This window comes from Pseudarthrobacter sp. RHLT3-21, assembly GCF_059383495.1.
In genome coordinates this window covers 158,821-183,471 of record NZ_JBWZCI010000001.1, presented here as the reverse complement: position 1 = coordinate 183,471, position 24,651 = coordinate 158,821, and the positions used below count along the sequence as shown (strand labels likewise).

The 24,651-nt window shown below is 63.4% G+C and carries 17 protein-coding genes; 5 read left to right on the top strand and 12 right to left on the bottom strand.

The window, feature by feature from the left end; translation table 11 throughout:
* Window positions 1–52 precede the first annotated feature (52 nt).
* The 5 genes from AC50YA_RS00830 to AC50YA_RS00810 all read right to left on the bottom strand — a co-directional run bounded on the left by AC50YA_RS00830 (window position 53) and on the right by AC50YA_RS00810 (window position 5,576).
* Window positions 53–778, bottom strand: a complete 726-nt coding sequence (locus AC50YA_RS00830; protein ID WP_494980508.1) for an ABC transporter ATP-binding protein — start codon at window positions 776–778, stop codon at window positions 53–55.
* Window positions 779–1,660, bottom strand: coding sequence for an ABC transporter permease (locus AC50YA_RS00825; RefSeq protein WP_494980507.1), 882 nt, complete (start codon window positions 1,658–1,660; stop codon window positions 779–781). It lies immediately after the preceding gene.
* The gene (locus AC50YA_RS00820; protein WP_494980506.1) at window positions 1,657–3,672 is read right to left on the bottom strand and encodes a glycosyltransferase; all 2,016 of its coding nucleotides are present in this window, start codon (window positions 3,670–3,672) and stop codon (window positions 1,657–1,659) included. The genes AC50YA_RS00825 and AC50YA_RS00820 overlap by 4 nt, the downstream gene beginning before the upstream one ends.
* The gene (gene glf, locus AC50YA_RS00815; RefSeq protein ID WP_494980505.1) at window positions 3,669–4,856 is read right to left on the bottom strand and encodes a UDP-galactopyranose mutase; all 1,188 of its coding nucleotides are present in this window, start codon (window positions 4,854–4,856) and stop codon (window positions 3,669–3,671) included. Before glf ends, AC50YA_RS00820 begins: the two co-directional genes overlap by 4 nt.
* A gap of 129 nt (window positions 4,857–4,985) precedes the next feature.
* A complete protein-coding gene (locus AC50YA_RS00810) occupies window positions 4,986–5,576 on the bottom strand; it encodes an acyltransferase (RefSeq protein WP_494980504.1) in 591 nt (196 codons plus the stop codon).
* Window positions 5,577–5,768: 192 nt separating this feature from the next.
* Between AC50YA_RS00810 and AC50YA_RS00805 the strand changes: the two genes are divergently transcribed.
* The gene (locus tag AC50YA_RS00805) at window positions 5,769–9,776 is read left to right on the top strand and encodes an FtsK/SpoIIIE domain-containing protein (RefSeq protein ID WP_494980503.1); all 4,008 of its coding nucleotides are present in this window, start codon (window positions 5,769–5,771) and stop codon (window positions 9,774–9,776) included.
* A gap of 15 nt (window positions 9,777–9,791) precedes the next feature.
* Here the strand turns inward: AC50YA_RS00805 and AC50YA_RS00800 are convergent, their stop codons facing one another.
* On the bottom strand, window positions 9,792–10,214 hold the full coding sequence (locus AC50YA_RS00800; protein WP_494980502.1) for a hypothetical protein: 423 nt from the start codon (window positions 10,212–10,214) through the stop codon (window positions 9,792–9,794).
* 246 nt (window positions 10,215–10,460) lie between these two features.
* On the opposite strand from AC50YA_RS00800, the gene AC50YA_RS00795 reads away from it, so the two are divergent.
* Window positions 10,461–10,709 carry a WhiB family transcriptional regulator gene (locus tag AC50YA_RS00795; protein WP_003804966.1) on the top strand — a complete coding sequence of 83 codons (249 nt, stop codon included), beginning with the start codon at window positions 10,461–10,463 and terminating at the stop codon, window positions 10,707–10,709.
* A 132-nt stretch (window positions 10,710–10,841) separates the two neighbouring features.
* On the opposite strand, the gene AC50YA_RS00790 is transcribed toward AC50YA_RS00795, so the two are convergent.
* Genes AC50YA_RS00790 through AC50YA_RS00775 form a run of 4 tightly spaced genes read right to left on the bottom strand, consistent with a single transcriptional unit; the run spans window position 10,842 to window position 19,199 of the window.
* Entirely contained in the window at window positions 10,842–12,311 is a 1,470-nt protein-coding gene (locus AC50YA_RS00790; RefSeq protein ID WP_494980501.1) for a sensor histidine kinase, read from the bottom strand.
* 28 nt (window positions 12,312–12,339) lie between these two features.
* Window positions 12,340–17,193, bottom strand: a complete 4,854-nt coding sequence (locus AC50YA_RS00785; RefSeq protein WP_494980500.1) for an NAD-glutamate dehydrogenase — start codon at window positions 17,191–17,193, stop codon at window positions 12,340–12,342.
* Between the two features lie 57 nt (window positions 17,194–17,250).
* Window positions 17,251–18,558, bottom strand: coding sequence for a CpaE/TadZ family protein (locus tag AC50YA_RS00780; protein WP_494980499.1), 1,308 nt, complete (start codon window positions 18,556–18,558; stop codon window positions 17,251–17,253).
* A complete protein-coding gene (locus AC50YA_RS00775; protein ID WP_494980498.1) occupies window positions 18,555–19,199 on the bottom strand; it encodes a hypothetical protein in 645 nt (214 codons plus the stop codon). Before AC50YA_RS00775 ends, AC50YA_RS00780 begins: the two co-directional genes overlap by 4 nt.
* A gap of 153 nt (window positions 19,200–19,352) precedes the next feature.
* Here AC50YA_RS00775 and AC50YA_RS00770 point away from each other — a divergent pair, with 153 nt between their 5' ends.
* Window positions 19,353–19,568, top strand: coding sequence for a helix-turn-helix domain-containing protein (locus AC50YA_RS00770; RefSeq protein ID WP_104062208.1), 216 nt, complete (start codon window positions 19,353–19,355; stop codon window positions 19,566–19,568).
* A 120-nt stretch (window positions 19,569–19,688) separates the two neighbouring features.
* Here the strand turns inward: AC50YA_RS00770 and AC50YA_RS00765 are convergent, their stop codons facing one another.
* Window positions 19,689–20,261: a hypothetical protein gene (locus tag AC50YA_RS00765; protein WP_494980497.1), complete on the bottom strand. Its 573-nt coding sequence runs from the start codon at window positions 20,259–20,261 to the stop codon at window positions 19,689–19,691.
* A gap of 148 nt (window positions 20,262–20,409) precedes the next feature.
* On the opposite strand from AC50YA_RS00765, the gene AC50YA_RS00760 reads away from it, so the two are divergent.
* The gene (locus tag AC50YA_RS00760; protein WP_494980496.1) at window positions 20,410–21,273 is read left to right on the top strand and encodes a LysM peptidoglycan-binding domain-containing protein; all 864 of its coding nucleotides are present in this window, start codon (window positions 20,410–20,412) and stop codon (window positions 21,271–21,273) included.
* 43 nt (window positions 21,274–21,316) lie between these two features.
* Window positions 21,317–21,784 (top strand): Rv3235 family protein, encoded by a 468-nt coding sequence (locus AC50YA_RS00755; RefSeq protein ID WP_494980495.1) that lies wholly within the window; start codon window positions 21,317–21,319, stop codon window positions 21,782–21,784.
* 122 nt (window positions 21,785–21,906) lie between these two features.
* On the opposite strand, the gene secA is transcribed toward AC50YA_RS00755, so the two are convergent.
* Window positions 21,907–24,645 (bottom strand): preprotein translocase subunit SecA, encoded by a 2,739-nt coding sequence (gene secA, locus AC50YA_RS00750; RefSeq protein ID WP_494980494.1) that lies wholly within the window; start codon window positions 24,643–24,645, stop codon window positions 21,907–21,909.
* Window positions 24,646–24,651: the final 6 nt, after the last annotated feature.

The window sequence follows — 24,651 nt, the reverse complement described above, 5'->3', positions numbered from 1 at the left end:
ATGTCTGGTTGGTGGACAAGCGGCATCGTTGACGTCGTGAGCCGGCCCATTTCTAAGACCTCAGGAGGGCGACGGCGTCGTGAATCGGGCCGTCGAACATCACGTTTCCGTGCTCCAGCAGAATCCCGCGATCGCAGATGCGAGAAACAAGGTCCAGGTCATGGCTTACCACCACGAGGGTTTTGCCGTGCTCAGAGAGTTCTTGAATCTTGTCGATGCATTTACGCTGGAACGGTTCATCGCCTACAGCCAGAATCTCGTCGATCAGGAAGACTTCCGGGTCCGTGTGGACCGCTACCGAGAACGCCAGCCTCAAATACATCCCGGAAGAATAGAATTTAACCTCCGTGTCGATGAACTGGCCGATTTCGGAAAATTCAACGATGGCATCAAAGCAGTCATCCACCAGCTGCTCTGTCATACCCAGGATGGCACCATTGAGGTACACATTGTCGCGGCCGGACAGGTCCGGATGGAACCCGGCGCCTACTTCAATCAGCCCTGCCACCCGTCCCCGGGTGCGAACAGTGCCAGAATCGGGCAGCATCACGCCTGAAATGTGCTTCAGGAGTGTGGACTTACCGGAACCGTTCAGGCCCAAGAGGGCGACGGTTTCACCCGTCTCTATGTCCATGGAGACATTTTTCAGGGCATGGAATTTCTGGGACATATCGCCTTTTCGCCCCTTGGCCAGCCACACAACGGCTTCCTTGATGGAACGGGTATGGCGAAGAACGAACTCCTTGCTGATGCCGGAGACCTCTATTGCATTAGTCACTCACAGCTCCTGAGCAAAGCGGCCCTCAAGCCGCCGAAAAGTGAATTGTCCCAAAACGAGAACCGCGAGGGAAACTACGAGCCCTACTGGCAACCACAACACGAACAAATTCGGGGGTATCGCCGATGAACCGTCAGTCGTCGGGAACCAGAAAGCGTAGTGGAACAGCTCGACGCCAATCGTGACCGGGTTTGCCTGATAGATGGCATAACCGACAGAGCCAAGCTTGTCGTGCACCATGGTCCATGCGTACATCACCGGCGACGCCCAGGTCGCCACCATGAGCAACATATCTACGATGTTCTCGGAATCCCTGAAATACACGTTGACGGCCCCGAACAACAGGCCAAGCCCCGTGGCGAGCAAGGCCACCACTACGAATCCACAGAGTGCGGTGAGCAGCTGGAAGGCATCAGGACGCCAACCGGCAAACAGGCAGGCAGCCACCAGGACGACTAGCTGAGGAAAGAAATGAACTGCCGACACCCAGACCGACGCCACGGGAAACAATTCCCGGGGAAGGTAGATCTTCTTGATGAGATTGCCGTTATTGACTATCGACCGGGCGGCGTTCCCCAGTGCCTCGGAAAAGAAGTTGATGAGAACAATGCCTGAAAACAGGTATACGGCGTAGTTCGCCAATCCCTCCGGATTCCTCGGGCTGCGTTCCAGCCCGAGGAATACGCCCAAAGCCACATAGAAGACAATGAACTGCACGCCGGGCTTTACATAGGACCAGAGCATGCCTAAGGCGGAACCCCGGTAGCGGATTTTGAGTTCCTTGCGGACCAACAGTTTCAGTAGGAAACCCGATTGCCGGATGTCGCGGAGTCCTCCGCTCACCCCCGGCGCAGTCAGTTCCGCGGCACTGATACCGCTCACTTGATCTCGTTCTGAGTGTGCTCCTCGAACGTCTTCCGCCAGGAATCAATCGACGTGAGGTCATTCATGGCGGCCTTGTACCTCTTGCTGAGCGCCGGCCATTCTTTGAGGAGCTCTGCGTGCAGGCGCGCGCTTTCTGCCAACATCTTCCGAAGTTTCTTGGGATCGCGCCGGTACCAAGACGCGCCCGTTCCCTCGGCGTTGGACACTACAGCACTGTCGTACTGGGCCATCCGCCACCAACGGTTGTCCTGATGGGCGACAGTGGCCTGGGGACGTTCGCCGCTTAGTCCGCTGACCGGGGACGCTAGCTGCTTAATCACGGTTTTGGCCGCCCAGGGAAGGAGCGAGATCTTGGATGGCTGTGAAATCCCGTGTCCCCGGCGCGGAGGCTTGTCCATTTTCGGGGCTGGGAATTCATCAGGGTCGGAGCGGAAGACAGAATCGGAGTATCCCGACATCATCTCTTTGATCTGCGGCAGCTTGGCCGATAGCAGGTCGCGAAGTCCTTCCGGACCCTTCAGTACGTCTTCCAGCGCCCAACGGCGGCCGTGGGCGGTCGCATACTGCATGGAAACGAGATGCTTGATATCTGCATACTGCGACTCCCGTGGCACACGGCCACCGAATTCATACGGACCGTGCAGCAGCGCTACGATGGCACGATTTCGTGCGTGGAAGTAGGCCTGCCACCCGACGAGGTCATCCTTGTCAATCCAGGACACGTGCCAGACGGCAGATCCAGGAAGCGAGACCGTGGGGTAACCATGTGCCTTCGCTCGTAGTCCATATTCCGAATCGTCCCACTTAATGAACAAGGGAAGGGAGAGCCCGATTTCACGAATCACCTTCGTGGGAATCAGGCACATCCACCAGCCGTTGTAGTCCACGTCGCAGCGGCGGTGCAGCCAAGAAGTCTGGCGGAGGTTCGAGGACATGAAGTCGTGTCCAAGGATCATCTCTTCGTTGGGCAGCGAGGGCTGGAACCGATATGGGTTCACGGTTTCGCCGAAGGTGTGTAGAACTGTCCGGTTGTACAGGTCGAACATGTGTCCGCCGACGATCGTGGGCGTCTTGCAGCGGTCCGCGAATGTCAGCAGCCGCGTGATGCTTTCAGGTTCGACGACGACGTCGTCGTCCATCAGCAACACATAGTCGCTGCCGTTTTCAACAGCTTCAAACATCCCACGGGCGAACCCTCCGGAGCCGCCAAGGTTGGACTGGTTGATTATCCGCAGTTTCCCATCGAGGGAATCCCTGACCTCCGCGAAACCCTCCGCGTCCGCAACTTTCTGGGATCCCTGGTCGACCAGGAGGATTTCCTGGACGTTATCGAGCGCCTCGCCGTTTTCAGCGAGGAGGCGCAGGTTGTTAAGGCAGAAGTCGGTCTTGTTAAGGGTGGTGATCTGAAGCGTCACCGAACCATTGGGCTTCTCGGCCGCCGGTCCCTGCCATTCCGCATCGAGCATGACGAGGGGTTCCGAACCGGCCACGAGATCGAACCAATACCAGCCGCCGTCGCCGAAGGGTGCCAGGGAGAGATCGAAGAAGTTCTCCGAAATTCCCTCCACCCTGCGGGTGTCCACGCGCTGCAGCGAACCGCGCGCATTCGACTTGTAGACAATGACAGATCCAGCCCCTTGCGTGCGCACATGCAGGCGAATTTTGTCGACACTGGTCCAGCGGCGCCAGTAGCTGGCAGGAAATGCGTTGAAGTAGCTGCCGAAGGAAACCCGCTCGCCGGATCGGACTGACGTCGAGAAGCGCGACAGGAAGTCCTCAACGTGGGCCTCTTTCGTCGGGCTGCTAACGGTCCGCGGCTTGCTCGCCTTGTCGTCGCGGTCGCCCATAGTGGGCAGCTGGACTCCCGTGGCAGTACCCATATCCATATACAGAGGCACTGTATCCATCTGGCTGGAGCTGGGTAGGATTACCCGCTGCAGCGTATCCCAGCGTTCTTTGTTAGCCAGGGGGATTTCTGTGCCATTCGTGCTTTCCGTTGAGACACTCATGCGTCTACGCCTCCGCTTTCAAGCTTCGCTCCGGCCTCAAAATGCGGCCGAATCTGGTTGTCAAACATGGTCAGGGCCGAGCCGATGGCCATGTGCATGTCGAGGTACTTGTACGTGCCGAGCCGCCCGCCGAAGAGGACGTCCGTTTCGGCTGCAGCCAGGTCGCGGTATTTCAGCAGGCGTTCCCTGTCCGTGGGCGTGTTGATTGGGTAGTAGGGCTCGTCGCCCTTCTCCGCGGCTCGCGAGAATTCGCGCATAATGACGGTTTTTTCCGTCTGGTAGTCGCGCTCGGGGTGGAAATGCCGCGGCTCAATAATGCGTGTGTACTCCACATCCGCGTCGTTGTAGTTAACCACCGACGTTCCTTGGAAGTCGGCGACGTCGAGCACTTCTTCTTCGAAGTCGATCGTGCGCCAGGAGAGGTCACCCTCGGCAAAGTCAAAGTAACGGTCGACAGGACCCGTGTAGATAACGGGGATATTGCCGACGACCTTGTCTTTGCTGTACTCGTGCGACTCGTCGAAGAAGTCCGTGTTCAGTCGTACTTCAATGTTCGGGTGTTCCGCCATTTTTTCGATCCAGGCCGTGTACCCGTTGGTCGGCAGGCCCTCGTATTTGTCGTTGAAGTACCGGTTGTCGTAGTTGTAGCGCACCGGGAGGCGGGAGATGATGCCGGCGGGGAGATCCTTGGGATCTGTCTGCCACTGCTTGCCGGTGTAGTGCTTGATGAACGCTTCGTAGAGCGGCCGCCCGATGAGCTGGATGCCCTTGTCGTTCAGATTCTGCGGATCAGTTCCGGCGAGCTCGCCAGCCTGTTCCTGGATCAGTGCCTGGGCCTGGGCCGGCGTCAGGTTGGCGCGGAAGAATTGGTTGATCGTGGCCAGGTTGATTGGCAGCGAGTAGACCTCGCCTTTGTGCACGCCGTAGACCTTGTGGACGTAGTTCGTGAATTTGGTAAACCGGTTCACGTATTCCCACACGCGCTCGTTCGAGGTGTGGAACAGGTGAGCACCATAACGGTGCACCTCGATCCCGGTCTGCTCTTCCTTTTCGCTGTACGCGTTCCCACCGATGTGGTGGCGGCGGTCGAGGACGACCACCTTCAAGCCGAGCTCAGTGGCGGCCTGTTCTGCGATTGTCAGGCCAAAAAAGCCAGACCCTACGATGACGAGGTCAGCGGTCACAAAATCTCCTGGTTCGAAAGCGGGCAGCGCAATGTTGCGCATTGTCTGCTGAACCAGCCTACCCGAGACCCCATCGTGACCTACTAATCCGGGGCGGGCGCCACCATGCTGCCGAGCACATTACGGCCGCTAATCCCGCAACTCTCGCAGGCCGCCGTCGTGCTCCTCGTAGCGGATGCCAGTGCGCGGACACACCCACGAACCGTTGTGCTGATGCAGCGGAAGTCCCGCTTGACCCACCCAGCCAATGCGTTTGGCAGGGACACCTGCTACCAAGGCGAAGTCGGGCACATCGCGTGTCACCACTGCGCCGGCGGCTACCGTGGCCCAGGCACCGATGGTCACCGGAGCAATGCATACGGCACGAGCCCCGATCGCGGCACCTTCTTTGATGGTGACGCCCACCTTGTCCCAGTCATCCTCGGTCTTCAGGGTCCCATCGGCGTTGATGGCCCGTGGAAATACGTCATTCGTTAGCACCACCGCCGGACCTATAAAGACACCCTCCCCCAGCACGGCAGGCTCGTAGACCAAAGCGTAGTTCTGCACCTTGCAGTTGTTGCCCAGCTGCACGCCGGGACCAATGTAGGCGCCGCGGCCGACGATGCAGTTCTCCCCGAGCCTGGCCCCCTCGCGGACCTGCGCTAGGTGCCAGACCTTGGACCCCTTACCTATCTCTGAGCTGGCTGAAACGTCGGCGCTTGCTTCCACTGAACTCAAGGGAATCGCTCCTTCTGGTGGAGGGCTCGGACATTGCGTGCGGCGTAGTGCCACTGATCCTAACCGAGGCGTGCCGGCTGTGACAGGCTCCGAGGAGGCACCTGTGCTTATCCACATACGTCACTTCATCCGCGACACCCTCCTGCCTGATGGCTACGTTGGAAACAAGCTGACCGTTAGGAATTCCACATCATGCCGCTGCACTGCACCCTCGTTCGGAGCCCGGGCGCAGCGTTCCAGGAGCCACCCGTGGAGCTGACCATCGAGGGTCCACCCGGAGCTTCCGGTGCGGAACTGCAGGCCGCGCTGACGGCAAAGTTCGGGACCGGGATGGTGTCGGTCGACAGCCAGGCCGTCAGTGAGCTCACGCTCGGACGGCCTCCGCTGGTCAACGGAGCCACGCTCGTCGATGGAGCGGACCTCTCGGCGCGCAGGTCCCGGCAGCGCACCTCCGAGCCTCCGGCGTCACTGGCATTGGCAGTCCACAGCGGTGCCGGCTCGGGGACGGTTGTGCCGCTGCGGCGGGGCACGTACACAATCGGCCGCAGCAATGCCGACATTCTCATCCCAGACGCCGAGCTTTCGCGCGCCCACGCACGCCTGGTGGTCACGGAGACAGCCATCACGATTGTTGACCTGGACAGTGCCAACGGCACAGACGTGGGAGGCGAGCGCGTGAGGAATGCCGTGATTTCGACCGGCTCCACCATTCGTTGCGGCAACTCCACCATGTCGTTAGTGTTCCTCGAGCGTACCGGCGACGGCCCGGCCGACGCCGGGACGGATGTCCACCAGCCGTTGGTTGTCAGCCGCCGCGACGATCCCACGAACCGCGCGGCCCTGCTCCTGACGGCTGTGCTGCCGGTGGTCATCGGCGTGGGCCTTGCAGTCATGACCGGAATGTGGATGTTCCTGGCCTTCACCGCCGTCTCTGCAATCTCCATCCTGGTGCCGGTGATCGGCGGGCGCCGGCAACGCCGCGAACTCGCTGCCGCGGTCAGAGCCGCTGTAACCCAGGACCAGGAACGACGACGGCGGGCCGCGCCGCCGCTCTCGGACCTGACCATCGGGGGTACAACAGGTAGGGACAGGACCGGCCCGGTCACCAACGAGGGCATCTGGCTGCGGTTGGGCCAGGCCATTCAGCCAGCCAACATCCGGTTCGAGCCCACGGGTCCGGGCCGCGCAATTCCTGCGGCCGGCATGCTGCCACTCACACTCAGTCCGGCCAGGCCCGTCACCACCATCCGCGGGCCACGCGCCGCCGTCGACGGGCTGGTGCGCTCACTCCTGATGCAGCTCGCCGGTTATCCGTTAGGCCGGAATTCCCGGGTTGTCATCCATGGCAGCGCTGAGCAGCTCCCCCTCGCCGCACGATATCTGGACAGCGTCACTCTTTCCAGTAACTCCAGCACAATCGGGACCCTGCTCCAACAAGGCTTCGGACCTGCTCATGTACACGGACTGCTCCTTCTTATGGACGGCACGGAGTCCGCGGCCAGCATCACTGCCACGGCGTTGGAACACGGGTGGCAGGTCATCCATGTCCCGGAAGGCAGGACCATGCTGGCGACAGCCGACGTGGAACTCGGTGAACGCTCGTCCGTGTTCAACGCTGCTGACGAAAGCATCCGATTCGCCCCTGATCTGGCGCCCGTTGACGTCTTCAACAGGTTTTGCCACAGCTTGGCGCGGCATGAGAACCGGTCCGGCGGCTCAGGACGGACCATCCCCTCGGTCTGCCGGCTCGCAGAGCTGCTCCCCCACTCCACGCCCGACACATCCAGGCGATGGTCGGCAAACAGCAGCCGGCCCGGGCTAGCCGTTCCCATCGGGCGCGGTCTTGAGGGTGTCCGGACACTCGATCTCCAAAACGACGGACCGCACCTGCTGGTCGCCGGCACCACCGGATCAGGCAAATCCGAACTCCTGCGCAGCCTGACTGTTGCCCTCGCCCTCAGCTATGCGCCGGACCGCATCAACTTCCTGTTTGTGGATTTCAAGGGCGGCTCCGGACTCGGACCCCTGACCGGGCTCCCGCACTGTGTCGGAATGCTCACCGACCTGAGCAGCCACGAGCTCGAACGCGCCCTGCAGTCCCTCCGTGCAGAGATCAGGTTCCGCGAAGAGGCCCTCGCGGCAGTTCAGGCGCCGGATCTGACGTCATTCCGGGCGACATCGGCGGGCCGGGCCTCGCCGCTCCCCCACCTCGTGATTGTCATCGACGAATTCCGGATGCTGGTGGAGGTGGCACCCGAATCGCTCCGGGAACTCATGAGGATCGCCGCCATCGGCCGTTCGTTGGGGATCCACCTGATCATGGCCACGCAACGGCCCCAGGGCGCTCTGACAGCCGACATTCGCGCCAACGTCACCACCAGCATCGCGTTGCGCGTCCAGTCGGACATGGAATCGGTGGACATCATCAATTCGAAAGCCGCGGCCGGAATCAGCGTGGATACGCCGGGCCGGGCTTATCTGGCCCGCGGAACGGAGGCTCCTCTGGAGTTCCAGGCCGGATCGCTGACAGCCGGAGCCATCCGGTCCGAACCGGCGGGAGTCTCCGTATGGTTGGCCTCCGAGTTCATTGATGCCCCCGCCGTACCGGAGGGTTCCGGATCTCACGGCAGTGATCCGACTCCGGCTGAGGCAACCGCCCCGTTGATAGCTTCCATGTCCGGGTTGTGGAAGGCCATGAACCGTCCGGCCATCCGGAAGCCGATTGCTGCGCCGCTCCCCTGTCTCCTCCCCGAACCTGCCGGATCACCGGAGGAGTGTAGCGACGGCTGGTCGGTGAGGCTCGGCCTGATGGATCTGCCCACTGAACAGCGAACTGCACCTTTAGTCTGGGAACCTGCCGGCCACGGACACCTGGCGCTTGTCGGCGGACCGGAATCCGGAGTACCCGAAGCAATCCGACTGGCAGTCCTCCGTTTGGCATCCCACGCGCGGGAATCGCACTTGTATGTGCTGGACCCGGACAGTTCGTTCGCGGGATTGGCTTCCCACTGCCGGGTGGGCGCCAGGGCAGGACTGCACGAGCTTCGCCGTGCAGTACGCATCCTGGAGCGTCTGGCACGGGAGCAGTCCCGCCGGCTCGGACGTCCCGCCACTGAGGAAGACATACAGCTCGTGCTGGTGATCGCTGGCTGGGGATCCTGGCTCTCGGCTTTCCGTGCCGGGCCGCTGGCCTGGGCCGAGGACGTTCTCCATGACCTCGTCCGTGATGGAAGCCGGGCCGGAATTACGGTGATCATCTCCGGACAGCGGGAACTGGTCACTTCCAGGTTCTTCGCAGCCGTTCCCAGCCGCGTGTACTTCCCTACCGGCTCCAGCGACGACAGCCGGATTGCCTGGCCGAAACTGCCTCCGACAGCGCCCGTGGTTGGAAGGGGCGTCGCTGTGGGCGCGCTGTCGGGTGGAAGAACTGCCGTCTGCCAGTTCTTCACGGCCGCTGGCGCTCAGGACGCAGATCCGGGGGCAACCCAGGCGCAGGAGCTGTCCCTGCGGAGTCGGCCATTCCGCGTTGAGCCTTTGCCGGCCGTGGCGCCGGCGGCCAAGATCCGGGACCAGGCGGCCGCTCAGATCCCGAATGGATGGACAGCCAGGGTCACGCACGGGCATCGTCTCCTCCTCATCGGCGTCGGCGGCGACGAACTTGAACCGGCAGCCGTCCGGGTGCCAGCAGGTGGAGTGCTGGCCGTAATGGGCGGGCCGTCGTCGGGAAAGTCATCATTTCTCCGGCTCCTGTCGCGACTCAACCCTGAAGCAGGTCCGTGGCTCCGGCCGGAGCAGGACGCCGAGCCGGGGGCCTACTGGTCCGGGGTTCTGCGCCAAGCGACAGCCGGCGGCCTGGAACGGAACTCAGTGGCATTGGTTGACGATGCGGACCTGCTGCCGCAGGATGTCAACCACGACCTTGCCGACCTCAACACGCTTGGTGTCACAGTGGTGATGACGGCCGGATACAGCCCGATCCTCGCCCAGCGTGTTCCGCTGGCCCTCCAGGCGCGCAACCTGGGCTGCGGCATCCTGATCGCGCCCCGGACCTTCATGGATGGCGACCTCTTAGGTGTCCGCTTCGAGGCGGAACCCAACCCTCCACCCGGACGGAGCGTCCTTATCCAGAACGGCCGCGCTCTGGCAGTCCAACTGGGCTGGGTACCGCCGGATCAGTGGCTGGAACGAGTGGCAGCCTAGATGTCGGTAATACACCTAGAGTGCCGGGGGTAACCCGCCTGTCCGGGACGCATAGCTGATGACGCGTTTGTCGAACAGGAGCACTATGGCCGCAAGCGCCGGCACCAGCATGGCAATCCCCGCCCACACAACGCCACCGGTCAGGGTGGGGACGCCGATAGTAAGGACAAACAACTGGGCCACCAAGGCCGCTGCCCGCGTCCACCGGCGCCCCCGGAAGAGGAAGTGACCCACCGAATAGAGCCAGGCCGAGAACGCGAGCAGCAGCCCAAGGGTGAATACGGCTCCCCAGAAAGACAGGACCGGCGCACCGGTCAGGAGTTCGTAGCCATACCAGGCGGCGGCAATCAACAGCGCGGTGGCCTCGACGGCAACAACGAGCGCTATCGCCACAATGCCGCGCGGGCGCGTGGAAGGCGACGGATCAGTAGGGTTCATGGGGGGTCTTGACACACTGGCACCCTACCGGAGATAGTCGGAAAGTGGTGGGGGCCGGCGATGCCCGTGTGACGTATCGCTCAGCTATCCGGGGATTTCAAGCTCTATTACCCCTTGTTTACACAGCGTTAACATGACAGGCTTGACTGAGATGACCAAGGGGGCCCCTCAGGGCCCTTTTCCTTTGTAGCTACTAGTGAATTATTTCACAAACGGCTTATCCCAGAATTGGAGCAACTGATCAGCATGGATTGGCGTAACCGCGCGGCGTGCCTCGACAAGGACCCGGAACTGTTTTTCCCCGTAGGAAACACAGGGCCTGCCCTCCTCCAGATTGAGGAAGCCAAAAGCGTTTGCCGCCGCTGCCCCGTCGTTGACACGTGCCTCCAGTGGGCTCTCGAGTCCGGCCAGGACGCCGGCGTCTGGGGCGGCATGAGCGAAGACGAACGCCGCGCCCTTAAGCGCCGCGCCGCACGCGCCCGCCGCGCCTCCTAGGCTCAACTAACCAGGCCAATTACTAAAAGGCCAAAGCACCAACAGCCTCACATGCCGATGGCCGCGACCCTTCCGGGTTGCGGCCATCGGCGGTTATGTCACCGGCAGTTAAGTGACCGGCTAGCCACCCGGCTACCTGGCGGCCAGGCTGAGTCGGATCTGGACAGCCGTTCCGCCGCCGTCGCGCGGATGCCACGCGATAGTGCCGCCCAACTCACTGGTCACCAGCGTGCGGACAATCTGCAGCCCGAGTCCCTCGACGTGCGGCGTATCCGGGAGTCCCACACCGTCGTCGGCAATGGTGACGGTCAGCAGTTCCTCGCCGTCTTCCTCTTCGGAACGGTCGGCGATGAGCCATACGGTGCCCGTGCGTCCTTCGAGGCCATGCTCGACGGCGTTGGTCACCAGCTCGTTGATCACCAGTGCCAGCGGCGTGGCGAAGTCGCTGGGAAGTTCCCCAAAGAGTCCGGACTTCTCGGTCTTGACCTGTTGCGAGGGCGACGCGACCTCAGCGGACAACCTGAACTGGCGGCCGATGAGCTCGTCGAAGTCAACGCTCTGCGCCAAACCCTGTGACAGCGTCTCGTGGACCAGCGCGATGGTGGCCACGCGCCGCATCGCCTGCTCCAGGCCCTGCTTGGCCTCGTCGCTGACCATCCGGCGGGACTGCATTCGCAGCAGGGCCGCAACGGTCTGCAGGTTGTTTTTCACCCGGTGGTGGATCTCGCGGATCGTTGCATCCTTGGTGACGAGTTCCATCTCCCGGCGCCGCAGCTCCGAGACGTCCCGGCACAGCACCAGCGCACCAAAGCGCTGCTGTTCATCCCGCAGCGGGATGGCCCGCAGTGACAGGCTCACACCACGGGATTCGATCTCACTGCGCCACGGCATCCGCCCCGTCACAACCAGCGGCAGCGTCTCGTCCACGAGTCTCCGGTCCTTCAGCAGCCCGGCGGTCACCTCGGCCAGGGAACGGCCTTCCAGCGACTCTCCGTCGCCCAGCCGCCGGAAAGCCGACACCCCATTGGGGCTTGCGTACTGCACAATGCCCTCGGCATCGAGCCTGATCAGACCGTCCCCCACACGAGGCGCGCCGCGGCGCGAACCGGTGGGCGAGGCAAAGTCGGGCCACAGTCCCAGCGTTCCCATCCGGAGGAGATCGTAGGCGCACTGCCGGTACGTCAGCTCCAAACGGGACGGCATCCTGGAACTGGACAGGTCCATGTGAGTGGTCACCACGGCCAGGGTCCGGCCGTTGCGGACCATCGGCACAGCCTCCACCCGCAACGCCATGTCCGTGCTCCAGTTGGTCTCGCCGGACCGTTCGATGGCACGGCTGCTCCAGGCCTTGTCCACCAGCGGCTGCAGGTCCTGCCGGATGGGCTCGCCCACAAAGTCGCCGTGGAACACGGTGTGCGTGGTCGACGGCCTGACGTGCGCCAGCGCCACATAGCCGTGATCCGGGTGCGGGAACCACAACGCCAGGTCAGCGAACGCCAGGTCAGCGACCATCTGCCAGTCGCCCACCAGGAGGTGCAGCCATTCGGCATCGCCCGGCCCGAAATCAGCGTGTTCCCTGATGGGGTCCGTAAAGATTGCCACTGCACCTCCAGTTACGACGCCGGGATTCCTAGCGTCGGACGATTGACCTCAAGAGCCTCAATGCTACCGACAGTGACGCCATATCGTCGGCTTCGAGCGAGTTGACCTCGTCAAACATACTCTTCGCCCTGCCCAGCTGCTCGGCATTCTGGCGTTCCCAGTCCTTCAGCCTGTCCTCCGCAGAGTCCCCGGACGCTGTTGACTCGAGTACCGCCGTCGTCATGTCCGAGACGGTGGAATAGAGGTCATCCCGGAGTGCGGCCCTGGCCAGTGCCTGCCACCTGTCCTGGCGCGGCAGGCTGCTGATCCGTTCCAGCAGCGAGTCAGCGTGGAAGCGGTTGAACACGGTGTAGTAAACCGCCGCAATCTCCTCCACCGGTTCCTTACGGGCATGCACGATCTTGGCGATGTCCAGCAGGGCAAAGCTCTCGAAGAGCTCCGCCCAACGGAAGGCAAGCCCATCCGGAAGTTCCCACCCGTGCGCGGTCTCCAGCCAGCTGACAACGCGGTCACGGTCATCTCCACGGAGATAATCCAGCAGCCGCGCGCGCATCGGGTCCAGGAGCGGCTTGAATTCGGCCACGGTCACCGCGATGGGCCGGGACGTGCCGCCCTGGGCCAGCAGCCACCGGACAGCACGGTCCAGCAGGCGGCGGATGTCCAGGTGGACGGTGCTCCAGTGTTCGGTGGGGAACGACGCCGGCAGGCTGTTCAACTCCCCCACCATGGTGTTCAGGTCGAAGATCTCGCGGAGCGCCACGAAGGACTTGGCCACAGCCACCTCCGTGGCCGAGGTTTCCTCCATGGTGCGGAAGGCGAACGTGATGCCGCCCATGTTGATCATGTCGTTGGCCACCACCGTGGCAATGATCTCGCGCCGTAGTGGATGGGTGTCCAGTTCGGCGTCGAACCGTTCCCGCAGCTGCTGCGGGAAGTACGCACGCAGCGTCGCGCGGAACCAGGGATCGTCGGCGAGGTCGCTGTCACGCAGCGCCGATGCCAGCTCGATCTTCGCGTAAGCCGCCAGCACCGAGAGCTCCGGTGACGTCAGCCCCTGCCCCTGGCTGAGGCGCTCCCGCAGCGTTTCAGTGCTGGGCAGCGCTTCCAGTTCACGCTTCAGGTCAGCCGACTTTTCCAGCCAGTCCATCAGGCGCTCATAGCTGGGGCTCCACTCGGCCACGCGCATCCGGTCGTTCAGGAGCAGAATGTTCTGGTCCACGTTGTCCTCGAGGACCAGCCGCCCCACCTCGTCCGTCATGGAGGCGAGGAAGCCTGCCCGTTCCTCCGGGGACAGTTTGTCCGCAGCCACCATCCGGTCCACAAAGATCTTGATGTTCACTTCATGGTCGGAGCAGTCGACGCCGGCCGAGTTGTCGATCGCGTCGGTGTTCAGGATGACGCCCTGCAGGGCAGCTTCGATGCGGCCGCGCTGCGTCATGCCCAGGTTTCCGCCTTCGCCCACCACCTTGACCCGCAGGTCCTTGCCGTCCACGCGGATGGCGTCGTTGGCCTTGTCACCCACGGAGGCGTTGGACTCGGTGCTGGCCTTGACGTAGGTTCCGATCCCGCCGTTGTACAGAAGATCGGCGGGGGCGAGCAGAATGGCGCGGAGAAGCTCCGGCGGGCTCAGCTCTGTGGTCGCCTCGGGCAGGCCCAGGGCCGCCCGGACCTGCGGCGAGACCGGAATGGACTTGGCCTGGCGGGCGTACACGCCGCCGCCTTCGCTGATGAGGGATTTGTCGTAGTCGTCCCACGAGGACCGCGGCAGTTCGAACAGCCTCCGCCGTTCCACGAACGACGATTCCGTTTCCGGTGCGGGGTCAAGGAAGATGTGCCGGTGGTCGAAGGCTGCCAGCAGCCGGATGTGCCGGGACAGGAGCATGCCGTTGCCGAACACGTCGCCGGACATGTCCCCCACGCCCACCACGCTGAACGGCTGGGTCTGGGTGTCCACGTCCAGCTCGCTGAAGTGGCGTTTGACCGACTCCCAGGCACCACGGGCCGTGATTCCCATGGCCTTGTGGTCATACCCCACGGACCCTCCGGAGGCGAACGCGTCACCGAGCCAGAACCCGTATTCGGCCGCCAGCCCGTTGGCGATGTCCGAAAACGTGGCCGTCCCCTTGTCCGCCGCCACCACAAGGTAGGAATCGTCGTCGTCGTGCCTTACAACGTCCGACGGCGGCACTACAGTTTCGCCCTCAGCTCCCGCGACAAGGTTGTCAGTGAGGTCCAACAGACCCCGGATGAACGTTTTGTAGCTCTCAACACCCTCAGCCATCCAGGCCGCACGGTCCGCTGCGGGGTCGGGCAGCCGTTTGGCGAAGAAGCCGCCCTTGGCGCCGGTGGGAACGATGACGGCGTTTTTGACGGTCTGCGCCTTCACCAGGCCAAGGATCTCCGTCCGGAAATCCTCGCGCCGGTCAGACCAGCGCAAGCCGCCGCGGGCCACCTTGCCGAAGCGGAGGTGGACGCCCTCGACCCGTGGGGAATAGACCCAGATTTCGAACATGGGCCGCGGGAACGGCAGACCCTCAATCCGGGCAGGATCGAGCTTGAAGCTCAGGTGCGTCTTGTACTGGTAGTAGTTGGTGCGGAGGGTCGCCTCGATCAGGTTCGCCAAGGTCCGCAGCACACGGTCGGCGTCGAGCGTTGCCACCTCTTCAATGGCAGCTGACAGCTCGCCGCGGACTTTCTCCTGCGCCGCAAGGCGCTCGGTCCCACTCAGGGCGGGATCGAACCGGGCCGCGAAAAGAGCCGTCAGGGCCTTGGTGACATAGGGATTGGCGAGCAGCGTGTCCGCCATGAAGCCCACCGAGTTGGTGTTCCCCATCTGCCGCATGTACCGGGCGTAGGCCCGCAGGACGGTGATCTGGCGCCACTGCATCCCCTCACGCAGCACCAGCCGGTCAAAACTGTCCGACTCGACGGCGCCGGATACGGCGGCACCGAACGAGTCGGCCAGCAGCTGTCCGGTGGCCAGCGGATCAATGCCGGCAGGGTATTTCAGCCCCAGGTCGTACAGGAAAAAGTCCCGCTGGTCAGCCGTCTCGATCTCAAAAGGCCGCTCATCCAGCACCTCGAGTCCCAGATTGTGGAAGAACGGCAGGATCTGGCTCAGGCTCTTGGGTTCCAGCATGTACAGCTTGACGCGGGCGTCCTCTTCCAGCACTTCACCGGCACCCTTGGGCAAGTACACGTGGACGCCCGGCCGTTCCTGCCTGGCAGCGGCTGTGCGCTCGGCTTCAGCCCCGTATTTCTCGAACCGGGCGATGTCCTCCAGCGCGTCCTCAACCTCGTAATCCACGCGGTATCCGGCGGGAAAAGCCTCCGACCAGATCGCGGCGAGCTCCTTCGCCTGCTCATCAGCGCCGCGTTCCCGCAGGACTTCAGTGATGCCCTCACTCCACGAACGGGCCGCCCGGACCAGCCGCGCTTCAAGCTCATCAGCGTTGACGTGGCTGATCTCAGCGCCCTTGGGCAAGCGGATCCGGAAGAACAGGCGGGCGAGGGCCGATTCGGTCATCCGCGCCTCGTAGTCGATGGACTCCGCCTGGAACGTGGTCCGCAGTTCCTCCTCGATGCGGAGCCGGACATTGGTGGTGTACCGGTCACGCGGAAGGTAGACCAACGCGGACATAAAACGGCCGTAGATGTCCGGCCGGAGGAACAGACGGGTCCGCCGCCGCTCCTGCAATCTCTGGATGCCGGTTGCGGTGGCCGCCAGGTCCTCGGTCTCGATCTGGAACAGCTCGTCGCGGGGGTACGTCTCCAGGATCCCCAAAAGGTCCTTGCCGGAGTGTGAGTCCGGCGGGAAGCCCGCATTGCCCAGCACGGCGTCCACTTTTTCGCGCACGATGGGGATGTTCCGGACGGATCCGGCGTAGGCACTGGTCGCGAACAGGCCGATGAAGCGGCGCTCGCCGTTGACGTTGCCTGCGGCGTCAAAACTCTTCACGCCGATGTAGTCAAGGTACGCGGGACGGTGGACCGTGGACCGTGAGTTTGCCTTGGTGATTACCAGCGCCTTCTTTTCCCGCGCCTTTTTTCGTCCGGCGTCGGTGAGGTGCTGCATGTGCGGAGCGCCCGGCTTCGCCCGGAGCAGTCCGAGACCGCTGTCTTCACGCAGCTCCAGCACATCTTCACCGTCGACGGTGGCCAGGTCGTACTCGCGGTATCCGAGGAAAGTGAAGTTGCCGTCGTCGAGCCAGCGCAAAAGGTCCTGCGCCTGCCGCAGTTCGGCAATCTGGGCCGGGTGGGACACCTGGTCCAGGCTCGCGGCAATCTGTTGGGCCTTGTTTCGCATCTTGGGCCAGTCTTCGACGGCGGCGCGCACGTCTCCCAGAATGCGGTCCAGCCCGTCCAGCAACGACGCCTTTGCCTCGTCGGAGACGCGGTTGATTTCCACGGCGATCCACGACTCCATGTGGGAGGCGTTTTCGCCTTGCGCGATGAGGTGCGACAGCATGGGCATCGCCGCGGTGTCACCGCTGGAGAGACCGATGTGGGACGGGACCCGATCAACCTTAACCAGCTGCCCCGTTTCCCGGTTCCGGGTCACCACGAACAGCGGATGAAGGACAAGTCCGATGGCGGCGTTCTGGCGCACAAGCTCGGCGTTGACCGAGTCAACAAGGAAAGGCATATCGTCCGTGACGACATAGACGACGCTGCTGTCCTCCTCGTTGACGATGGAAACCTGAGCCTGGCCCGGCTGCCGGTTCGCGGCGACACCGCGGTGGGTTTCCGCCCGGCTGGCCTGCACCTCCGGGGAATAAGTCCGTGCATCCTCTTCGGCAAGATGCTGGTAATAATCCGCCAGGAATCCCTCCCGGTCACCAATAGCCAAGGCTTGATCCTCCACGCTGGATCCAGACGACATCAACAAACGCCTCCATCACAAGTTTGATGCTGCACCGTTGCAGCTCCTACGGTGAGCCTAGCCCTTTCGCTGAAGCCCAGGTGTGGAAGAAAATACAGAGGATCTGGAGGATCGCTGGACAGGTGCACAAACCAATTCGGCGATCGCGTGCCTGAGCTTGGAATCCGGCGCCGTTTCGAGCAGCAGCGAGCCGCCGAGCAGCGCCGCGTCCGTTGCGGGGCTGTCCGCCGGCAGGAAGGCTGCGATCTGCGACGACGGGCCATACCGCCCCCACGCATCCTTCAGCTGGCGTTCCGGGGATCTCCCCACCGCCGCCGCCCGGACCTTGTTCATCACCACAACAGGCGACACATGCGGTACTGCCATCTCGAGCTCCGCGAGGCCGCGGACCAGCCGGGGAACCCCCACCGGATCGGCGGCCCCCACGGCATAGACGGTGTCCGCCAGTTCCAGGCTCCGCAGTGTCGCGGCATTCCGGCGCGGAGCCAACGTGTCGAAGCTGAGTTCCTCGTCCGCCTCCAGGCAGAAGCCGGTGTCCACAACCACGACGTCGGCGACCTCCTTCGCACGTTCCAGCACCAGCGACAGTGCTGCTGCCCGCAATTCGGTCCACCTGTCCGCCCGCGTGATCCCGGTAAGTACCCGGAAAGTCCCAAGCTTGATGGTGACCGGCGTGGCCACCTTCAGCAACGCATCGGCGTCGAGCAGCCCCTGGTCCGCAAGCCGGCAGGCCTGCGCGATCCCCGCAGATTCATCCAGCAGGCCCAGGACTGCCGCGATGCTGGCCCCGTAACTGTCGGCGTCGATCAGGAGCACGGACTTCCCATCCGCAGCCAGCTCCCCCGCGATGTTGGCTGCAACGAAGGTCCGGCCGGGTGAACCGGCGGGACCCCACACGGCAATGATCTTGCCCGCCCCGGAGGCCGGCGGCACATCCGCCTGGTCGGCGGGACGCTGGCGCAGAGCGGCACTGGTGTCCCCCAACCCGCTACCGAACGTCGTATCCTTGGCGGTTCCGGTCAGCTGGGCAACCACCTCGGCAATCCTGCCGGCAAGGGCGGCAGACTCCACTCCGGTCAGCGCAGATGCCACGCCGATCCCGCGCAGTCTGGCGGCCTCGTCGGCGTCATCCGTGAGGGCGATGATCGCCACGCCCACGGCGCCGAGCCGGTCAACGAGCGAAGCAGTCAGGCCCTCGCAGCCATCGGCCACAACCGCCGCCCGCGCCAGTCCGCTCTGGCAGGCGGCCAGCAGTTCAGTCAGTTCGGCGCAGCGCCGGACCACCGTGACGGGACCGTGGAGCCGCTCCAACCCGCCCACCACGTCCTCGCGGGCCTGGCCCACGGTGACAACTGGGATGCTCATCGGGCCCCGCCGCCCGGGTTCCACACCACTGAAATCTTGGCCTGGTTCGCCTGCGCGCCGAGAATAGCCGGCATCTGGCTGTCGGCTACCAGCACCATCAGCACCGTGTTGCGGGAGGACCCCAAGGCCGTGGAACCAGAGGTCACCTGTGCAATTTCCGCGCCGGGCAGCAGGAGCTTCGGCTCACTGAAACCGTTGCGCGCATCCGGCAAGGCAACCCAGACATCCACCCGGGTCCCGGCCACCGCCTGCGGCGACAGTGCTTCATCAATGGTCACGGCCACGGGCTTGCGGTCCAACGCATCCACAGTGGCCAGACTTTCCTTGGGCACCAACTGGTTCTTGCCGATTCTTTGGACCGCCACCAGCCCGTCCGGGAGCCCTGCTTCAACGGTGACGTAATGCTGTTCGGTCTCACCCAGGCGGACCTTGGCCCGGACCACATTGTCCGCGGTCAGCTTCTCACCCACTGCAATGGAGTCCCGGGCGGCGTAAACCTCGGTGGTCTGATCAGCGCTGCCAACCAGGGAGATCACTCCCACCACCGATGCCAGGACCAGCAGTACGCCAACCAGCAGGCGGGGATCCTTCCACGACGGCGGTTTCAGCCTGGCACCTGTAGTAGCTGCATCGTGGCTCATGCTCTTCTCCCCCTTGCTCAAGGTCCAGACGGTTGGCTGCGCCCGGACACCTCATTGTTGCGGCATGGGCCCCGGAACAAAAGTCAAAAGACCAAACAACATCAAACTGTGGATAACCGCACTAGATGGCACCTTCAATGGCAAAATGGAACTATGCCCAGATTCCTCACTCTCGCCGATGTTGCTGAACAGCTGCAGATCAACTCGCCGGCTGCCTACGCCCTGGTCCGCAGCGGAGAGCTGAAAGCCATCCAGGTGGGTGGCCGCGGGCAGTGGCGCGTCGAGGAAAAGATGCTGGAGCAATACATCGAAGAGCGTTACGCCGAGGCCAGCCGCATGATCCAGGAAGCCAAGGCCAAACAGGGCTGATCCAGGCCCGGGCGTCCGCCGCCGATACCGGCCTGGACCCGGGTCCTCGGAGTTTTTGTCCAGATAATCGCCTCAAATGGGCCGGTAATCTCGATTATCTGGACAAAAACTCTGGCCCACCTACAGTTCCCCTACACTCCATGACCGGAGGGCACCCAGCGCCGCAAAGGGAATCGTGGCAACCTGCCTGACCTGCGATGCCCGCCGGGACTCCCCGGGACTGACCAGCGCCAGGTCCAAAAAGTCACTGCCCACCCTGTCAATGACTCCGGCCAGCCCGGCGTCCCGTTCCGGCACGTGGCGCAGAGTAACGGCAAGTTCGGCCCGGTCCCGCGCGAGGCCCCGAAGCGCATGTGCCAATCCGATCCGGCGCCGCACCTGCGAAGTCTCGGCTACGGACACCCGCCCCAGGCCCGCGTAGCGCGCCACCGCGCGATACGGGATCAGGACCTGGTGACGCAACTCGTTCAGGACCAGGGCGTCGGCGCCGGCATGGCTCAGGGTTCCTTCGAAGACGCGCCCACACGCCAGGTGCACGGCCACGTGGCTGTTCAGGGAACCCCGTAGGCGGTCAGCCAGGGCCAGGGAGGCTGTTTCCGCTCTTGCCCGCTCAGAGATCTCGGCATCGACGGCCAGCCGCTCGCCCTCGGCGAACTGTGCCTCCATATCACTGAACAGAGCATCCCAACGCATGGGGCCAAGCGTAAGGTGCGGTTTCATTCGCGGTCAATTCGCCAACAACTTCACTCCAGTCTCTGGACAAACCCAACATAGCTACGTCAAACTGGTTCTAGATACATTAAACTACATCAAACTGCATCAAACATAAGATAGGAACACCATGACGGCAGGTACAGTACGCGGGCTCCGCGCAGACGCAGTCATGGCGGCGTCCATCCTCCTGTTGGGATTCTTCCTCTGCCTTGCCGGCAGGGGCATGGTGGATCGGTGGCAACTGTCCACAGCCCGCCGGCAAGGCCCGGACGTCGATGACCTTCTTGGTGCTGTGGCTGTTGCGGCAGGGCTGGCCATCGTGGCGTGGTGGATCTTCTCGATGATATTGGCATCAACGGCTGCCGTCCTGGACAGGTGCGGCAAGCGGCAGGCCGCCAACAGGGCAGGCAAGTGCTGCCCGGCATTCATGCGCCGGCTCGCTGTGGCCGCGCTGTCGGTGCAGCTGCTGTCGGCACCGTTGGCTCAGGCGGCCGTACCCCCGGCCGGACCCGCCTGGGTACCCACGCAGGAAGTGACCGTCCAGGACGTACCGGTCCACGGCGTACCGGCCCACGGCGTACCGGCCCAGAGCGCAGCCATCCGGGCCCAGTGGTATCCCACAAGCGGCCACCCGCAGATCCCGGAACCGGAGGGCACAGCTCCCGGGGACACAGGAGAACAGGCCACCCAGGCTCCTGCGGCTGCGGTCCGGCCCGACTGGCGTCCCAGCCCGCCGGTCCCGGACCCCGGACTAATGGCCGCCCAGCCTGTCCGTGCGGAACAGGGCACACCGCCGGCGTTGAGTGAAGTCACGGTGCTGGCAGGCGACACACTATGGGACATCGCATCCCGCCACCTGGGCCCGGCGGCTTCGGATGTGGACGTCGCCCTGCACTGGCCTCGCTGGTACGAGGCCAACAAATCCCAGATCGGCGAGAGCCCGCACGTCCTGCTGCCAGGGCAGATTTTGAAAGCACCTTCCACGGCCTAGCCGACGTTCCGATATTCATCAGTTCACGACTAAGGGGAATCACATGTACGCAGTTACGCCAATCCGCTCCGCCACGGCCAACCCGGGCCGCGCGGCAGCAGCCCGCCAGGTTCCGCTGCGCACCACTACCGCACCGGTCGCGCCGCTGCGTGCAGCAGACGAAAACTCCGAAATCCTGGCGATCACACGCAGTACCGTGCAGGCGGCCATGGAAGTCCTCGCCGGCATCCGGCCGATCCACCAGCTCGCCCGCCGCATGGATCCTCGCTGCCTCGCCGTTCTGCAGCACCGCTCGGCCCTGATCCGCCGCGAACAGGCCCGGTCTGCCTCGCCATACCTGGCCCGGCTGCACAGGAACTCCATCGTGCGCTCAGTCCGCGCCTGCGAGGTCGCCCCGGGTATTTATGAGGCAAGCGCCGTGGTGGTCGATGATGTCCGCGCCCGGGCGGTGGCGGTCCGGCTTGAACGCAGCAAGCAGGTCTGGCGCGTGACCGAGTTTATGGTCGGCTGACCGGTTGTCCACAATTGGCAGGAAGTGTTCACAGACGAAGAAGTGCCCGGAGCTAGATTGCTCCGGGCACTTCGTATGTCCCGCTAAGGCCTACAGGTTTGTTCCTGGAAACCGTGGCTGGATCAGCGGCGTTTTTTCTTGGCCGGACGCTTGGTGGCGTCCTGCGCTGCAGCCTTGGCCGGATTGCCGGACTTGGACGAGGAACGGGCCTCCAGCCGGGTCTCGGATGCGCCGTCTTCACCGGGAGCCGTGTACTGCAGCTGGGCAGGCTTCTCCGGCGCTTCCAAGCCGGCCGCGTGGATCTGCGGCTCAACGTGTTCGGTGTGGCCACCGGCTGCGTCCGGAACCACCACATCCTGGGCCGGAGTCACCTCAACTTCAAGGTTGAACAGGAAACCGACGCTTTCCTCGCGGATGGCCTCCATCATGCTCTGGAACATGGTGAAGCCCTCGCGCTGGTATTCCACCAGCGGGTCACGCTGTGCCATGGCGCGCAGGCCGATGCCTTCCTTCAGGTAGTCCATCTCGTAGAGGTGTTCCTGCCACTTACGTCCGATAACCGACAGCACCACGCGGCGTTCCAGCTCGCGCATGCTTTCGGAACCGATGGTCTCTTCCCGGGTCTGGTAGACCACGCGGGCGTCGGAGAGCAGTTCTTCCTTGAGGAATTCAACCGTGAGCTTGGACTTGCCACCGGCTTCCTCGATGATCTCGTCCGCTGTGACGCTGACGGGGTAGAGCGTCTTGAGGTTGGTCCACAGCTGCGTGTAGTCCCAGTCGTCGCCATTGCCTTCGGCCGTGGCGGAGTCGATCAGGGCGGTGATGGTGTCCTCCACGAAGAACTGGACCTTCTCGTGCAGGTCGTCGCCCTCCAGGATCCGGCGGCGGTCACCGTAGATGGCTTCGCGCTGGCGGTTGAGGACGTCGTCGTACTTGAGAACATTCTTGCGCTGCTCGGCATTGCGGCCTTCAACCTGGCCCTGCGCCGACGCGATGGCCCGGGAAACCAGTTTCGATTCCAACGCCACGTCGTCCGGGACGGAGCTGTTCATCAGCCGTTCGGCCGCGCCGGAGTTGAAGAGCCGCATCAGGTCGTCGGTCAGGGAGAGGTAGAAGCGTGATTCGCCGGGGTCGCCCTGGCGGCCGGAACGGCCACGGAGCTGGTTGTCGATGCGGCGGGACTCGTGCCGCTCAGTTCCCAGGACATACAGCCCGCCGAGGTTCAGCACTTCCTCGTGTTCGTCCTTCACGGACTGCTTGGCCGCCTCCAGGGCAGCCGGCCAGGCGGCCTCGTACTCTTCGGAATTCTCTTCCGGGTCCAGCCCGCGCTTGGCCAGGTCGGCCACCGCGGTGAATTCGGCGTTGCCGCCCAGCATGATGTCGGTGCCTCGGCCTGCCATATTGGTGGCCACCGTGACAGCACCCTTACGTCCGGCCTGCGCAACGATGGCCGCTTCACGGGCGTGGTTCTTGGCGTTCAAGACTTCGTGCCTGATGCCCTCCTTGGCGAGCAGCCCGGAGAGGTATTCGCTTTTTTCGACACTCGTGGTGCCCACAAGGATCGGTTGGCCCTCTTCGTGACGCTCGGCGATGTCCTTCACGACGGCCTCGAACTTCACCTTTTCGTTCTTGAACACCAGGTCTGACTGGTCGAGACGCTGCATGTCCCGGTTCGTGGGGATGGCCACCACGCCGAGCTTGTACGTGCCCATGAACTCGGCGGCCTCAGTCTCGGCGGTGCCGGTCATGCCTGCCAGCTTGGAGTACATGCGGAAGTAGTTCTGGAGCGTCACGGTGGCCAGGGTCTGGTTTTCGGCCTTGATCTCCACGGCTTCCTTGGCCTCGATGGCCTGGTGCATACCCTCGTTGTAGCGGCGCCCGGCCAGGATGCGCCCAGTGTGTTCGTCAACGATCAGCACTTCGCCGTCGAGGATGACGTAGTCCTTGTCCCGTTTGAACAGTTCCTTGGCTTTGATGGCGTTGTTCAGGAACCCGATGAGCGGAGTGTTCGCGGATTCGTAGAGGTTCTGGATGCCCAGGTAGTCCTCCACCTTTTCGATGCCGCTCTCGAGGACACCGACGGTGCGCTTCTTCTCGTCCGCCTCGTAGTCCGCGCCGGCCTTCAGGCGCTGCACTACCTTGGCAAATTCGCTGTACCACCGGTTGGTGTCGCCCTGGGCGGGGCCGGAAATAATGAGCGGCGTGCGGGCCTCGTCGATGAGGATGGAGTCGACCTCATCAACGATGGCGAAATTGTGGCCGCGCTGGACCAGTTCTGACTGGTCCCACGCCATGTTGTCGCGCAGGTAGTCAAAGCCGAATTCGTTGTTCGTGCCGTACGTGATGTCCGCGGCGTACTGCTGCCGGCGCACCGCGGGATCCTGGTTGGACAGGATACAACCGCTGGTCAGGCCAAGGAAGCGGTAGACCCGGCCCATGAGGTCTGACTGGTATTCGGCAAGGTAGTCGTTCACCGTGATGACGTGGACGCCATTGCCGGTGAGGGCATTAAGGTAGGCGGGCGCGGTGGCCACGAGAGTCTTGCCTTCGCCGGTCTTCATTTCGGCGATATTGCCCAGGTGGAGTGCGGCGCCACCCATAAGCTGGACGTCAAAGTGACGCATACCCAGGGTGCGGGACGAGGCCTCGCGCACGGCGGCGAACGCCTCCGGGAGGAGATCGTCCAGTTGCTCGCCGTCCTGGTGGCGGGCGCGGAGGTGGTCAGTTTCCTCGCGGAGCTCAGCATCCGTAAAGGTCTTGAACGAGTCTTCGAGCGCATTGATGGAGTCGGCATAGCTCCGCAGTTGCCGCAGGGTTTTTTTGTCACCCGTGCGGAGAAGTTTTTCGATAAGTGATGCCACGTGAAG

Bases quoted from the DNA above. Each gene is read 5' to 3' on its own strand.
- AC50YA_RS00820 (WP_494980506.1), bottom strand. From the start codon at position 3,672: ATGAGTGTCTCAACGGAAAGCACGAATGGCACAGAAATCCCCCTGGCT.
- AC50YA_RS00805 (WP_494980503.1), top strand. From the start codon at position 5,769: ATGCCGCTGCACTGCACCCTCGTTCGGAGCCCGGGCGCAGCGTTCCAG.
- AC50YA_RS00800 (WP_494980502.1), bottom strand. From the start codon at position 10,214: ATGAACCCTACTGATCCGTCGCCTTCCACGCGCCCGCGCGGCATTGTG.
- AC50YA_RS00795 (WP_003804966.1), top strand. From the start codon at position 10,461: ATGGATTGGCGTAACCGCGCGGCGTGCCTCGACAAGGACCCGGAACTG.
- AC50YA_RS00785 (WP_494980500.1), bottom strand. From the start codon at position 17,193: ATGTCGTCTGGATCCAGCGTGGAGGATCAAGCCTTGGCTATTGGTGAC.
- AC50YA_RS00780 (WP_494980499.1), bottom strand. From the start codon at position 18,558: ATGAGCATCCCAGTTGTCACCGTGGGCCAGGCCCGCGAGGACGTGGTG.
- AC50YA_RS00775 (WP_494980498.1), bottom strand. From the start codon at position 19,199: ATGAGCCACGATGCAGCTACTACAGGTGCCAGGCTGAAACCGCCGTCG.
- AC50YA_RS00770 (WP_104062208.1), top strand. From the start codon at position 19,353: ATGCCCAGATTCCTCACTCTCGCCGATGTTGCTGAACAGCTGCAGATC.
- AC50YA_RS00765 (WP_494980497.1), bottom strand. From the start codon at position 20,261: ATGCGTTGGGATGCTCTGTTCAGTGATATGGAGGCACAGTTCGCCGAG.
- AC50YA_RS00760 (WP_494980496.1), top strand. From the start codon at position 20,410: ATGACGGCAGGTACAGTACGCGGGCTCCGCGCAGACGCAGTCATGGCG.
- AC50YA_RS00755 (WP_494980495.1), top strand. From the start codon at position 21,317: ATGTACGCAGTTACGCCAATCCGCTCCGCCACGGCCAACCCGGGCCGC.